The sequence below is a fragment of the Ochrobactrum sp. MYb379 genome, from assembly GCF_037479515.1.
In the GTDB taxonomy this organism is placed as follows: domain Bacteria; phylum Pseudomonadota; class Alphaproteobacteria; order Rhizobiales; family Rhizobiaceae; genus Brucella.
In genome coordinates, this window is record NZ_JBBGYW010000016.1 from 72,931 (window position 1) to 87,247 (window position 14,317).

Here is a 14,317-nt window from a genome sequence, read left to right on the forward strand (position 1 = left end):
TCATGATAGGTTACACGCTTCGGCGCTGTGCGCTGGCGGTTCTTATTGTAATCGTTGCAACAGGTTTGCTCTTTGCTATGATTCATGTCGTCCCAGGAGACCCAGCGCGCGTTGCGTTGGGACCGCGGGCATCGCAGGATATGCTGGCAGCTTTTCGTGTGAAAATGGGGCTGGACCTGCCACTCTGGCAACAGTTTCTAAATTTTGTCAGTGCAGCCATGCAGGGCGATCTCGGGCAAGAGATTTTATCAAATCGTCCGGTGCTAACAATCTTGATGGAACAATTGCCACATACCTTGCTTCTGATAATGGCAGGTATGATATGGTCAATTTTTCTCGGTATTCCTCTTGGCACGATGGCAGCCGCACGTCCAGGTTCGTTTTTTGATCGCGTTGTCGGCGTGCTTTCTGTCTCCTTTATCGCCATCCCATCTTTTGTTGTTGCGATTTATACCCTTCTACTTTTTGCGGTTCATTTTCGATGGTTGCCGGCTGTTGGAGCAGGACAATATGATGATCCGCTTTCCGTTACACGCCATCTGATTTTGCCATCTCTCGCAATTGGCATTGGATGGGTGGGATACCTCGCACGTATGGTGCGGGCTTCTATGCTCGATGTCCTGAGCGAGTCGCATATTCGCACTGCACGTGGCCTCGGCCTCCGGGAGCGCACGGTGCTTTATAATTACGCGCTGCGTATCGCCATACTTCCCACCATCACCTTGTTGGGCATTGGCATTGGGCAACTTATATCCAGCGCGGTTTTCATTGAAATTGTGTTCGCACGCCCGGGGATAGGCAAGCTTGTTTATGATGCCATCATCGCGCGCAACATTCCCTTGGTTACAGGCGGTCTCCTGTTGACCACTATTTTCTTCGTGTTGGCGAATCTCATCGCCGATCTAATTACAGGAGGGCTCGATCCCCGTGTCCGTGACTCCTATACCCGCCGTTAAAGAGCAACATTCATTCTGGCGCTCTTTCCGTTATCATCTTGCTGGCGAACCCTTGGGTATTGCAGGATTTATTCTTGTCGCTGTTGTGGTTCTCGCAGTGATATTTGCACCTTATTTGTCTGTATATGAACCTGGAGCAATTTCAATACGGGAGCGGTTCGCTAGCCCTGGCATGAGCCATCTGTTGGGGACAGATCATCTGGGGCGCGATTTATTTGCACGCATGCTCTATGGCGGACGGGCGGCACTTCTGGTTGCACTCTCTGCAACGACGATCTCGCTAATAATCGGTATCGTTTTGGGCTTAATCTCAGGTTATGCTCCACAATGGCTGGATAACGTCCTTCTCGTCGTTTTTGATACTATCAAATCGTTTCCAACTGTGATGCTAGCCCTTGCTTATGTTTCACTCTTCGGGGCGAGTGCGGAGGCCATTATTACAATCGTTGTTTTGGTTAGTGCTCCAGCCTATGCGAGAATAGTTCGCACTCAGACACTTTCCTTGAAATCAAGTGAATTTATAATTGCTGAAAGGTCTATGGGGGCAGGTTCCATGAGAATCCTGTTCATACACATACTTCCCAATGTAATTGGTCCGGTCCTTATTCTGGCTTCCATGGACATTCCGGTTGTTATCGGCATCGAAGCGGGAATGAGCTTTTTGGGACTAGGTATGCCTCCTTCAATTCCCTCATGGGGATCGATGCTGAACGATGGCTTTACTTACATCCGTGAAACACCATGGCCGGCGATCGCCGGTGGGCTGCCCATAATTGTGGCAACCCTAGGGTTTACTTTTCTTGGCGAGGCGATGCGCGATATCTTTGATCCGCGATCGAAATCCAGATGATACAGAACGATAATATCTTATCAGTGCGCGATCTTTCGGTCGATTTTGGAACAGCGTATGGTGTGGTCGAGGCACTGCGCAATGTTTCTTTCGATGTGCCACCCGGCTCGATTATTGGGATTGTGGGGGAGTCCGGTTGTGGGAAGTCAACCCTTATCAATGCCATATTGGGGCTCTTGCCTTCGAATGGACATATCCGCAACGGTCAACTTGTCTTCAAGGGGCTTGGAGATCTGCGAAAGAAAAATGCGACTGAGATGACGTCGATAAGAGGCGTTGACATTTCGGTGGTCTTTCAGGATCCGATGAACGCGCTCAATCCCGTGCGCACAATTGGCCAACAAATGCGGGATATTCAGTATCGTTTGCAAGCCAGTAGCCGGCAGAAAGATAAACGTTCTGTCGCTATGCTACAAAAAGTACGTATGCCCGACGCAGAGAGCCGATTGCGCCAGTACCCTCATGAGTTCTCAGGCGGGATGAAGCAGCGCATTGCGATTGCAATGGCCTTGTTGTTGGAACCCCAGCTTTTAATTGCTGATGAGCCGACCACGGCACTTGATGCAACACTTGAATTGGCGACAATCGAAATGTTGCGGGAAATTCAGTCAGAAATGAATTGCGCCATTCTCTTCATTTCTCACCATCTCGGTGTGATTTCCGAACTGTGCGAGCAAGTAATCATTATGTATGCCGGAGAAGTTGTCGAAAAAGGCTATGTATCGGCTGTTTTTGATGACCCTCGTCACCCCTACACACGAATGTTGCTTGAGTGCGACCCAGCGCGGGAGGATGATATCAGTCTGCGTTTGAACACCATAGCCGGAGAGATTCCCGACCTTCGGAACCGGCCTCATGGGTGCATTTTTGCTTCACGCTGCGATCTTGTAATTTCAGATTGCCTTATTGGAAAACCGCCTGTGATACGACCTGCGCCTGGACGTGTAGCGCGTTGCCGTTTTGCTGATGAAGGAGACAGACTATGAGTAGTCTTCTCAGTGTCGACAATGTCACCGTGCGGTTTCGCACCGGCGGATTGCTCTCTCGATTAAGCGGAAAACCTCATTTCATTGAAGGTGTCGCTGATGCTTCACTTTCTATGGATGAAGGTGAAATAATGGCTCTTGTGGGGGAGAGTGGTTCTGGCAAAACCACTTTGGCGCGTTCTATTGTTGGTCTTCAAAAACTGTCATCTGGAAGTGTGCGCTTTCTAGAACAGGATATTTCCGGGTTTTCGGATCGACAAATGAAGTCTGTTCGGCGCGATATTTCAATGATGTTTCAAGACCCAACAGGATCGCTTAGTCCGCGAATGAAAGTCGGCAGCCTGTTGGCCGAGCCATTCCGCATTCACGGCATTAAAGGTGTCAATTTACGTGCCGAAGTGCGGCGACTGCTCTCACTCGTGGGATTGCCTTTAGAGTTTGCCAATCGCTATCCGCATCAGCTTTCCGGCGGGCAGGCACGACGTATTGGCGTTGCACGTTCCCTGGCCCTTGATCCTAAACTCATCATCGCGGATGAACCAACTGCCGGTCTTGATGTCTCGGTCCAAGGTGAAGTTCTTAATCTTTTACGTGATTTGCGCGATAAATTCGGTCTGTCAGTTCTTATAATCACACATAATCTGGCAGTCGTAAAACGGGTGAGTGAGCGCATGGCAGTCATGTATCTGGGGCGATTGGTCGAGCAAGGGTTGACCGCTCAGATCCATAAGTTTCCTCACCATCCATATACCGCCGCCCTGTTGTCATCGCATCCTGGCCGGCATGCAGACCTTTCGAAACGCATCATGTTGCCCGCAGAGGTTCCCAGTCTTTTGGCCAGACCGAGCGGTTGTGAGTTCCACACCCGATGCCCTTTTACGCAGGATCGCTGCAAATCCGAGGTGCCTGAGCGTGTGCAAACAGCGCAACACGGCAGCTACACCTGCCATTTTCCTTTAGTTTCCAATGTCTGAAAGAGTAGACCCGTGCCAATAAAGATCGAAGAGAATATTTGGATCGAAATGAGTGATGGCTGCAAACTGGCTGCTCGTATCTGGATGCCTGAAGATGCTGAGATCAATCCCGTACCAGCTATTCTTGAATATATTCCATATCGCAAGCGCGATGGAACACGCGAGCGCGACGAGCCCATGCATGGTTATTTTGCCAAACAGGGCTATGTCGCCATTCGGGTGGATATGCGTGGATCAGGTGACTCCGATGGTATTATGCGTGACGAATATCTTCCGCAGGAGCAAATTGATGCTTTGGAGGTCATAGCATGGATTGCAAATCAGGATTGGTGCTCTGGCAATGTCGGTATGATGGGCAAATCATGGGGGGGGTTTAATTGCCTCCAGGTGGCCGCTCTTCAGCCCCCTGCACTCAAAGCTATATTGCCGGTATGTTTCACGGATAATCGCTTTACAGATGACGTTCATTATATGGGCGGATGCTTGCTGAATGACAATTTGTGGTGGGGGTCGATCATGATGGCCTTTCAATCCCGCGCCATTGACCCCGAAATCATCGGAGATGACTGGCGTAGGCGCTGGCATGAACGATTGGAACAATTACCTCATTTTCAACATCTTTGGCTTGAGCACCAAACCTACGACGACTTTTGGAAACACGGGTCTATTTGCGAAGACTACAGTGCTGTAAAAGTACCTGTGCTTGCCATTAGTGGATGGGCCGATAGCTACACCAACGCCGTGTTCAGAGTACTGGAAAAGCTATCAGGCCCGCGCCTTGCAATAGTGGGACCTTGGGCACACATTTATCCGCATGATGGCATACCGACACCGGCAATAGGTTTTTTGCAAGAGGCCGTGCGTTTCTGGGATCACTTCCTAAAAGGTCATGAAACGGGCATCATGGATGAGCCGATGTTGCGTGCATATGTCGAAGCACCTCATAAGCCGACAGGGACAAGACATGAGGCAAGCGGCCGTTGGGTTGGCGAAGCGCGTTGGCCATCGGCATCAATCGCTAAACGCGATTTTTATCTATCAGCTTGCGGAAACCTCACCCACCGACCGCAGGAGACCTGCGAATTGTCAATCCGTTCGCCGATGAGTACAGGCAAATCCGCAGGGGACTGGATGGGTGCGGGTTGCGATGGCGATAGGCCGGGAGATCAAAGAGTCGACGACGCAGGATCACTGGTTTTCGAATCAGCAATTATAGCTGAAGATTTTGAAGTGCTTGGCGCACCTGATTTAAAACTCAATTTGGCCTCAGACAGTCCCGTCGCTCAGATTTGTGTCCGGCTCAATGATGTTCATCCTGATGGAAGCGTATCAAGGGTTAGCTATCAGTTGATGAACCTTACACATCGTGACGGACATGAAGACCCACAGCCACTCGAAATCGGGAAGTTTGAAGACATAACAATCAAGCTGAATGATTGCGGGCACCGGTTCAAAAAGGGACACCGGTTCCGAATTTCAATCTCGACGAGTTATTGGCCAATTGCATGGCCAGCGCCCTATCATGCAACATTGACACTACTTGGTGGCACCAGCAAACTTTCCCTGCCGGTACGCAAAATAGTCACGCAAGAAGATGAAGTGTCCTTTTCACCTCCAATTCAGGGCCGACGCACGCCGCAAACAATGATTGAGGAGGGTTCCCTAAGCCGGTACGCGACGCAAGACCTGATAACAGGCGACACGAGCTATGTTGCCGATGGGAAGGGCGGCGTGTTTGGTGAAGGTATCTTCCGATTTGATGACATCAATACACTTGTTGACCATTCGCTCAAGCGTGAAATGCTGATTAATGACCAGGATCCCTTAAGTGCACACGGTCGCATCGTGCAATCATTTACTCTTGGTCGAGAGGGCTGGATGACCCGAATTGATGTGACCACCAATATGACTTGCGATGCAAAAAACTTTTATCTTGAGGCTAAGCTCGAGGCATTCGAGGATGAAAAGTTAATCTGTCATCGAGAATGGAAAGATACTGTGGTTCGATATTTCATGTGACATGAAATTTATTGTGAGCTGCGTTTTATCAATAAGTCTTTGACGGGACGTGTAATTTCCTACACGCCCCCGAAAGGCTGTGTTGCAAATCATCGCATCAGCTGAGCTATGTCACGGTTTTTGCGTAGAATTGAATAAGGCAGATACTGATGATGGTCGATGTCAAAGGAGCACATTTTTCCAAAAGTGTTATCCTTCACGCCGTTTTCTTTTACTTGCGCTTCCCGGTTTACTACCGCGACCTTTAGGAAATTTTAGTTGAAGGAGGTATCACTGTCGTCCTTACGACTTTGAACCGTTGGGCCGTTCGCTACTCATCGCAGATCGCTGCTCAGGCTCAGATGCGCAAGCGCCCAACATCCCGTTCCTGGCGTGTTGATGAGACATATATAAAGGTTAGGGACAGATGGACCTATCCGTACCGAGCCGTTGATCGTGACGGCCAAACCCTTGATTTCATGTTGTAAGAGCGGTGTCAGTCTGGCCGGGCTGCAGTTGGTTAAGACAATCTTGAAAATCAGCGGTACCGCGAGATCAAATCAGCCAGATCAAATATCTCAACAATTTCCTTGAGCAAGACCACAGGGTTATCAAACGGATCAGCCGACCAATGATGGGCTTCAAAGCATTCTATTCCGCCACAGCCATTTCAGGGATCCAAATGGCTCGGATGATCCGCAAGAACCAATTCGCCAACGACAATCAATCGTCATTTCGGGTCTTTGCGGGACTCGCAGCATAATTGCGACCATAGATAAGCACGCATTCTCCTACTGGAAACTTTGCAACACAGCCTTCATTCATTGTGTATTATTATGAGACATGCTCTCAGAGGGAAATGGCTGCTTGTGGATTTTTTCCCCAACTTCAATTGAATCCCAAGAGAGAGAATTTACCGCACGATTTCAGTTCGGCATGCGGGAAAGTTGCGTCCCTTAAGCCCTGATCGGATCGACCGCATACTGTCGCGTTGGCGAAGTTCCCTATTTCAGGTTCTAACCTAATCAGCCTGTTGCTGGTATAATGCCTTTGGCATCGAGAGCGATCAGTAGTGCAACAAGAAATGCAGCAGCGGTGGCAAGAAGGAATGCACCTACGAAGATAGCAAAGGCTCGTGCCGCGCCGATATCCAGATCATGCATGAACCAACGCAACTGAGCTTGTGCATACCAAGTCAACGCCACCATTATAGTAACTATACCTGCGAGCGTACCCTGATCTTGTGGCATGCTAAAAAAATCTAGGCCCAAAACGAGTACAAAGGCAAATGGAGCCGCGACGTAGCATTGGCTGAAGAAAGGCGGGCGGAGTGAATTGCGCGTGATGCTTACCTTTTTCGATCGCAGAAGGGTGACTGCCATGCACAACGGATAAATCCCGAAGATTACTCCTCTTGCGATTAGAAGGTTCGATCCAGACCCGAGTTCCCTGGCAGCTTCACTCGGATCGTAGATCGAGGGCAGGGAGGCGGACAGTCCCTGTGAAAGCAGCAAAGTGATCAGCAGGAACATTGGAGGGCTGAGAGTATCCTGATACTGGTCCTCAGGCCTATCAGTGAGCTCAATGTCAGCATAGCGCATCATATTGAGCGGCCGCACGACTGAGCGCCACATTGTGACAGGATAGAAGATCAGCCATGACACCAGCTCGTAGAGCAGCTCTTCGAGTGACTTCAGGAGTTTCATGAAGTCCAAGTGTCGGTCCTTCCTGTTCGATGCCTATGTATCGACACATTCTTAACATCACCAGCGCCTAACGTCACCGGAATAATAGCAAGGCTCTAGGACTGAACATACAAGTTCTCGTCAGATAGTATTTTTACGTCCGGATTTCCGGTTACGCTTTGTTTTTAACACCAATCAGAATAGTGATACAAATTTCATCTGCTTACATAACAGTTTTATTCCGTACCAGTAATGCTCTTTACGAGAAATAGTGGGTTTAGGTTAGATTAATTTCTTAAGGCGTAAATGTTCAATATTTTCGCTAAAATCAACGCATTTCTCGAAATTGTAAGATATATTCGGTTCTAGATAGAAATTACTATATTTAATCTTATGATATATCGAAAATTTCAAAATAACGGCCTAATCATATCCACCCGGCATAGTAGGGAGATAAAATAGCGATCATTGTGTGAGTTGCTTATAGCGCGTCTAAATTTAGCGCGCCTTAATAAAAACAATTATTTAGTTCCATGGCGTTGATCATATCCAGAATGCCATTACATGAGCATTTTATAATCGCGAATAACGTCTGAGGATGCAGCTTGAACGACACACACGAAGTCCTATCAATTTCGGCAGACAGTGAGACAGAGCAGCTCGAGATTTCTCGCCAACGCCTCAGCGCGCTTTATCAAACTGACTTGATGGACAGCTCACCAGAAGAACGCTTTGACCGCCTAACACGTTTGGTGGCGAGATCGTTATCAGTCCCGGTTGCACTCGTATCACTTGTCGACACCAAGAGGCAGTTTTTTAAAAGTACATATGGCCTTCCAGAACCCTGGAAAACCGAGCGAGAGACACCTTTAACTCACTCGTTTTGCCAGCATGTTGTTGCAAGAGCCGCCCCGCTGATTATTGAGGATGCGACTCTCGATCCTCTAGTATGCGACAACCTCGCCATCACTGACTTGAACGTCAGGGCCTATCTTGGCATTCCTTTGATTAGCTGTGATGGGCATGTCTTAGGCTCGCTCTGTGCAATTGATTCAATGCCTCATCAATGGACGATGCAAGAGCAGGAAATACTTGCAGACTTTGCCAAGCTCGTCGAAGAACAAATCGCCATGCGGAAGCGCGTGGAGGAGTTGGCAAAATTCGATGAGCAGCGATCGCTCATTCAAGGCGAGCTTGCTCATCGGATTAAAAACATTTTTTCAGTTATTTCCAGCTTACTCTTGATATCATCCAGAACTGAAACTGATCTCAATAGCTTTGTGTTAAGCGTTACCGGAAGGATTCAAGCACTTAGCAAGGCGAATGACTTCATCATCAATGAAAACACAAAAGATGAAGTAGCTGCTAAAGGCCTTAAGGGATTGATTGATGCTCTGCTTCAGCCTTTCAACCAAAACGACAATCAGTTTGAGCTTGCCTTTCCCGCTGTATCGGTTGGTAAAAAATCTGCAGCAGCGCTTGCACTCGTCATTCACGAATTAGCGACGAACTCAGCGAAATATGGCGCTCTTTCGGTGGTACATGGACGTATTGAATTGATGGGCCGCTGCGATAACGACACGTTAAAGATAATCTGGCGTGAAGTTGGGGGACCACAGGTTCTAGAAAAGCCAACTAGAAAAGGATTTGGAACCAAAATGGTCACCAGAACCATTGAGTCACAACTCATGGGAACGATTGAAAAGAATTATATGCGTGATGGCTTGGTGGTTACTCTCGAAATACCTTTGTCGATCATCACGCATTAGCTTTCACAGGGGTGTTGGTTTTCAACTTCACCTCACTCTAAATGGAACGCAATGTGTAATGGATAAAACATTTTCAATGTAATTATCGCTGGCGATATAGCCAGCGATTGTAAAACTTGATCAGAATTAAATAGTTCGTGGAATTACCTAAATCAGCGAAAGCATCGTCTGATAATCATCAAGCATGTTAAACTAGCGTATCAGCGAGCACAGAGTAAAAAACAGGATCTTGATCGCCAATTTATTGCTTGAGAACTTAAGCTTGTCTCGCCTTACGTTGGGCGTAGCGTCTGTCACGCTCTGCCTTGCGTGCAGCTTCATCTTCTATGACCCGTGCTATGCGAGCATTATGCTCCATCTCGAGCGATTTGGCTTCCAAAGCTTTCTCGGCTTCGACTGCTGCTTGCTTATCAGCTGCCTCTACTACTAGGCGAATACGCTCTTCAAGCTTCAGGCGATCTCGTTCAACGCGACGTGCTTCACGAGCCTCAACGATAGCAACTCTTTCCGCATGTTTTTCAAGCCGCGACGGCTCAGCGGCGGCTTTTGCAGCATTGTATGCGTTGAGAAGAGAGGCTTTGGCAGCAGCAGCATTGGAGCGGCGATCGGCAAATTCATTACTGTTTTGGCTTTTCAAGATTTATCCTCTTAATGTTTAGTAGGAATTTAAAGTTTAGCTGACTCATTTGGCTGATAAGAGTATACAAGGTGGAAAACGCACGGCTTGCTGCTTTCACAAGGTATACTTTTTCAAGCCGCGCTGTCATTAGCCTGTCGCTTTTGCCGCTAATTTTTGCGTTATATAATGGACGGAAATTGGCGAAGGCTACCCGAGCCAGTACTAAGCGTTGCAAATCAGCCAGATTATGCTGCGTTACGCGCTTCATTGCCATTTGGTGAAGCTTGGATGTTTTTAGAAAACGGCTTTCGCTTCGGTTTAGGTAACAAACCTTCGCGTTGAGCTTTCTTCTTCGCTTCTTTTTTGGCTCGACCTATCGCAGCTTCCTTTTCCCGAATTCGTCTTTCGGAAGGCTTTTCATACGCGCGACGAGCTTTCATCTCGCGGAAAACGCCTTCACGCTGCAATTTCTTTTTTAGAACCCGTAGGGCTTGGTCAATGTTGTTATCTCGAACAAGAACTTGCAAAATATCTCCTATACTAAAGCTTAAGAAGTAAGGTCACGGGCAATTCTGGCTGCCCTTAACCGTTCTGTTTTTGCCGCGTTAGCAGACTTTTCCTCGTTTAGAATAGTTTTAGCAGCCATGTCAGTTCGTGACTTCTGCGACTCCATACGCGTAGCGACGGGCTTGAACAGTGTGTCTTTTGTTAATTCCGTTATCAAAGTGCGATACTCCCAAAGTGGAACAAATTAAGCGTGACTATCTCGCGCGGCTTTTTGAGCAACCACCAGCGCTTCTTTTCAGAACATTGGAAAGCTTTGACCACTCTCTCGACAACGCAGGGCGTGCCAGGCTGTTATTTGTGGACGAGAGCTGCGTCTCAGGTGCGATGCCTAATTTTCGTACTGTGGTTATCAAATTAAATGCATTCACTGATGGAGTTTGCATTCCGCCTCCCTGTTGAAAATGAATTCTTATATTAAGTAGGTATTAAAAAGGGCCGAGCGTGCACTCGACCCTCAAAAGCAATCTTCTTTCAACAATGCCAGTACATCCGTGGTCAAAGGAAAGAAGAAAACCTATTTAAGCAGCCTGCAGATTGCAGGCAGACATTTTGCCCGACTTCATGTCACGCTCCATATCGTAGCCAATCTTTTGGCCTTCGACGATTTCGCGCATTCCGGCGCGCTCGACGGCAGAAATATGAACAAATGCGTCCGCACCGCCGTTGTCAGGCTGAATGAAGCCAAACCCTTTTGTGGAATTAAACCATTTAACTGTGCCGGTGGTCATAATAAACCCTCTCTTAGCAACATAGAAAACAACACGCCAAAGCGTGATTCAAAGTGATAACGATTTTTAAAATGGGGTTCGTTCAGGGCACGGTGCTAATTGTGCAATAAGCAAAACTCAAAAAGAAAATATCGATATATATTATTTAGAATATACACAACAAATTGTCAAATTAAATTTAAATAGTGGCGTCAAACTAACATATTTTTTATGAAACGTCTGCGCCAATTACATTGGAATTTGTAATAATATTGCCTTGAAATTAGTTTATACAAATTGGAGGGGGCTCCTACTCGTGGAATCGACGTTCTATCTCACGTGATATATGGCAGTTATTGTCAACATTCTTGAGGCGGGCTAAAAGGTCATCAAATTGAACTCTACTAACATCGAACTCGTCCGAGTTTAAGCGTCTTAAAGTATGGCCAATTGCAGCGATACTCGGACTGGCCTGTAGAGTTTTAGAGGAGCTTCTCGATTTATCGATGACACGTTCTGCCGATATTTTTATTTCTTTTTTCAGCGACATAGCAATCTCCTCGTTGAAGCTCTTGTTTTAACACCCATCAATGGCACTGTTACTTTAACGAGAGTGCAGACATGGCTCATTCTTTGTGGCCTCTGTCATGCAGATTTCAGGCACGAGATTTCACGCCACATGTCAGTGGCGGCTTGTCGTAGCTCTCGGTGATTGGCTGAACTGATTTGGTTGCGTGGGAAATAATGAAGATTGTAAATCGGGTCATGTATCGACTTGAAATTTTGCACATGTCGCGCCGATTTAAAGCGCTTCATAACCCGCTCGCGTCGTCGGATCGGCTGATGTGAATTCTCTGCCCGATTGTTCAAACCCTTATGCTGGCGATGATCGCAAACGCTAAGGCCTATAGCTCGTTTGGCAGCGCCATATGATCGTAGTTTATCGGTGACCATAACCCGCGGTGCACAACCTTGAGCAGAGAGAAGCTTGCACATGAAACGCTTGGCGGCCTTGGTATTGCGGCGTTTCTGAACCAAAACATCTAACACAAAACCGTCCTGATCAACCGCTCGCCAAAGAATGTGATGCTCACCTTTGATAGATATTACGCACTCATCCAAGTGCCATTTATCGCCAAGGCGCGGTGTGCGACGACGGATATTACTGGCATAAGTCCGTCCGAATTTCTCTGCCCATTCGTAAACTGTCTTATGTGTGACGAATATCCGCGATAAGCCAGCATATCTTCGACCATACGAAAGCTAAGTGGAAAGCGGAAATACAACCACACCGCCTCTGCAATAATCTCAGCGGGATAACGATGGCGGTGGTAAAGCGAAGAACGAGGTTCGATCATCACCCGTTATCGCCAACGATGTTTACGCTTAGGTTAAGGTAACTGTGCCCATATAACGGATCAGTTGGTGCCATTAAATCTGCCCCGTTTTCAAATCCGCTAGTTCGTGCCCGCAGGGTTGGAGGCTAAGCTTTTCGGCTTTCCAAGCGCGTGTAGCAATTTCATCGATGGCCATTGGTTTGAATAAGCCACTCGATAGGCCGGCTCATTGATCTCCGAAAGTATATCCCATTGACATATCCCTTCTATTAAATTATCTATATCATATCAACGTGGATATAATTAGGAATAACGAAGATGGAGCAGGGAGCAGTATTCCAGAGCAACAGAAGTCAAGCTATCCGCTTGCCGAAGGCAGTAGCTTTGCCTGCCGATGTGAAGCGCGTTGATATTGTTGCTGTGGGACGCACTCGAATTATAGCACCTGTTGGTGAGGTGTGGGATAGCTGGTTTGAAGGTATTGAACCAACATCTGACTTCATGATTGAGCGTGATCAGCCTGCGTCGCAGGAGCGTGAGGCGTTGTAATGCTGAAGTACATGCTGGACACTAATATATGCATTTTTACGATCAAGAATCGACCACAGCAAGTGCGGGAAGCATTTAACCGCTTCCACGATCAATTGTGCATCAGCTCGATTAGCTTGATGGAATTGATTTACGGGGCGGAAAAGTCCGCGAATCCCGAAAAAAACCTTGCAGTCGTGGAGGGGTTCGCAGCTCGCCTTGAGGTGTTATCGTACGATGAACCAGCAGCAAACCATTCGGGTCAATTACGTGCTGAGTTGGCCCGTAATGGAACTCCTATCGGTCCATACGATCAATTGATAGCTGGCCACGCCCGCTCACGTGGTTTGATTATGGTTACGAACAATCGTAGAGAGTTTGATCGTGTTCCTGGTTTACGGGTAGAAGACTGGACCCTTTAGGTTCTAACTCACATTCATGGAGTTGTTATTATTTAGTGATCGTTTAATCCATCCACATCACTGACGGGTCGTAGGTTTAGTTCCTTTCAGGATCTTATGAACCATGTTGTCGACGGTAAGTAACACCTTCCGAATCTTGACTGGAAATCTGGAAAGCGGACAGCAGATTTTCTGCACGGGCGGATTCTTGACTTTGGCTCAAAAACAAAAGAACCGCCAACAAATATGCCCCGGCTAATGGTTATGTCATAACTGCCTTGTGCTAATGTCCCAGGTGTATCAAGGCAAAACAAAGCTACTTATCGGACGATTAACAAACATAGTTAACGTCAGAGTAATGAAACCTATCAACTATTTGTGTTAAATATTAAAATAATAATTATTATAAATCATTGACTAAATGGCTGCCAATTCAACGCGTAGCGCGTAAATCGCAAGGTAAGCGGGGCAGATTTGTTGGCTGTGCCATTTTGGCAGGCAGTCGCGCATGATCGCAATCTATCATAATCTGGTCTGCGGCAGAAGACTGCTTCCAATTGCATTTTGAAGAAGGCTCGGATGACTGAGATCGACATGCTAGTCAGGATGGATCCATGCTGATAAATCTCAATCGGCGCGTAGTTGAGTAATTGCAGTGTCTGCAACAGCAAAGACGGTCGCAGCGCTTCAGGATCGGCAGCGACGTGATGTTGGAAGGACCAAATGGCGTGATCGTCAGGTGCTTTGGTATTTGCCGTCATTGCTGCGCTTAACTGGTCAGCATATTCCGGATGAGGCTCCCACAAGAGCAGGCCGGGTGACCCCATTTCTGAAGCTTGATCGTCGTCAATGAAGACAGGGCTTGTCAGGCTTTTGCAATGATGAAGCCTGCGAGTTCGGGGATAGCTGGCTTCTGAGTGGATATATGAAGCCGATCGCC

Annotated in this window: 13 protein-coding genes and 2 pseudogenes; 9 read left to right on the forward strand and 6 right to left on the reverse strand. The window is 47.5% G+C overall.

All coding sequences use genetic code 11. The features are described from left to right. The first annotated feature begins 2 nt into the window (after positions 1 to 2). The 6 genes and pseudogenes from WH356_RS20430 to WH356_RS20455 all read left to right on the forward strand — a co-directional run bounded on the left by WH356_RS20430 (position 3) and on the right by WH356_RS20455 (position 6,527). A complete protein-coding gene (locus WH356_RS20430; protein WP_339514118.1) occupies positions 3 to 956 on the forward strand; it encodes an ABC transporter permease in 954 nt (317 codons plus the stop codon). After that, positions 928 to 1,806, forward strand: coding sequence for an ABC transporter permease (locus WH356_RS20435; protein WP_339514120.1), 879 nt, complete (start codon positions 928 to 930; stop codon positions 1,804 to 1,806). Before WH356_RS20430 ends, WH356_RS20435 begins: the two co-directional genes overlap by 29 nt. Further along, positions 1,803 to 2,792 (forward strand): ABC transporter ATP-binding protein, encoded by a 990-nt coding sequence (locus WH356_RS20440; RefSeq protein WP_339514122.1) that lies wholly within the window; start codon positions 1,803 to 1,805, stop codon positions 2,790 to 2,792. Before WH356_RS20435 ends, WH356_RS20440 begins: the two co-directional genes overlap by 4 nt. Further along, on the forward strand, positions 2,789 to 3,766 hold the full coding sequence (locus WH356_RS20445) for an ABC transporter ATP-binding protein (RefSeq protein ID WP_339514124.1): 978 nt from the start codon (positions 2,789 to 2,791) through the stop codon (positions 3,764 to 3,766). The genes WH356_RS20440 and WH356_RS20445 overlap by 4 nt, the downstream gene beginning before the upstream one ends. A gap of 48 nt (positions 3,767 to 3,814) precedes the next feature. Beyond that, positions 3,815 to 5,785 (forward strand): CocE/NonD family hydrolase, encoded by a 1,971-nt coding sequence (locus tag WH356_RS20450; RefSeq protein WP_339514144.1) that lies wholly within the window; start codon positions 3,815 to 3,817, stop codon positions 5,783 to 5,785. Between the two features lie 152 nt (positions 5,786 to 5,937). Then, positions 5,938 to 6,527: pseudogene (locus WH356_RS20455) on the forward strand (IS6 family transposase). Between the two features lie 262 nt (positions 6,528 to 6,789). Here the strand turns inward: WH356_RS20455 and WH356_RS20460 are convergent. After that, positions 6,790 to 7,479 (reverse strand): permease, encoded by a 690-nt coding sequence (locus WH356_RS20460; protein WP_339514126.1) that lies wholly within the window; start codon positions 7,477 to 7,479, stop codon positions 6,790 to 6,792. Between the two features lie 575 nt (positions 7,480 to 8,054). Between WH356_RS20460 and WH356_RS20465 the strand changes: the two genes are divergently transcribed. Beyond that, entirely contained in the window at positions 8,055 to 9,218 is a 1,164-nt protein-coding gene (locus WH356_RS20465) for a GAF domain-containing protein (RefSeq protein ID WP_339514127.1), read from the forward strand. Positions 9,219 to 9,474: 256 nt separating this feature from the next. Here the strand turns inward: WH356_RS20465 and WH356_RS20470 are convergent, their stop codons facing one another. From WH356_RS20470 to WH356_RS20485, 4 genes and pseudogenes are all read right to left on the reverse strand, one after another. Further along, positions 9,475 to 9,855, reverse strand: coding sequence for a DUF6481 family protein (locus tag WH356_RS20470; RefSeq protein ID WP_339514128.1), 381 nt, complete (start codon positions 9,853 to 9,855; stop codon positions 9,475 to 9,477). 227 nt (positions 9,856 to 10,082) lie between these two features. After that, positions 10,083 to 10,364, reverse strand: coding sequence for a 30S ribosomal protein S21 (rpsU, locus tag WH356_RS20475; RefSeq protein WP_339514129.1), 282 nt, complete (start codon positions 10,362 to 10,364; stop codon positions 10,083 to 10,085). Between the two features lie 558 nt (positions 10,365 to 10,922). Continuing rightward, positions 10,923 to 11,132 carry a cold-shock protein gene (locus WH356_RS20480; protein ID WP_094507679.1) on the reverse strand — a complete coding sequence of 70 codons (210 nt, stop codon included), beginning with the start codon at positions 11,130 to 11,132 and terminating at the stop codon, positions 10,923 to 10,925. A gap of 624 nt (positions 11,133 to 11,756) precedes the next feature. Then, positions 11,757 to 12,469, reverse strand: a pseudogene (locus WH356_RS20485) (IS6 family transposase). Between the two features lie 297 nt (positions 12,470 to 12,766). On the opposite strand from WH356_RS20485, the gene vapB reads away from it, so the two are divergent. Both vapB and vapC read left to right on the forward strand, forming a co-directional pair. Then, complete coding sequence (gene vapB, locus WH356_RS20490) at positions 12,767 to 12,997, forward strand: type II toxin-antitoxin system VapB family antitoxin (RefSeq protein ID WP_105708324.1); 231 nt, start codon at positions 12,767 to 12,769, stop codon at positions 12,995 to 12,997. Then, the gene (gene vapC / locus WH356_RS20495) at positions 12,997 to 13,398 is read left to right on the forward strand and encodes a type II toxin-antitoxin system tRNA(fMet)-specific endonuclease VapC (RefSeq protein WP_339514133.1); all 402 of its coding nucleotides are present in this window, start codon (positions 12,997 to 12,999) and stop codon (positions 13,396 to 13,398) included. Before vapB ends, vapC begins: the two co-directional genes overlap by 1 nt. Positions 13,399 to 13,787: 389 nt before the next feature. Here vapC and WH356_RS20500 read toward each other — a convergent pair. Beyond that, positions 13,788 to 14,317, reverse strand: a 530-nt coding sequence (locus WH356_RS20500; protein ID WP_339514135.1) for a hypothetical protein, incomplete at its 5' end; no start/stop codon positions are given.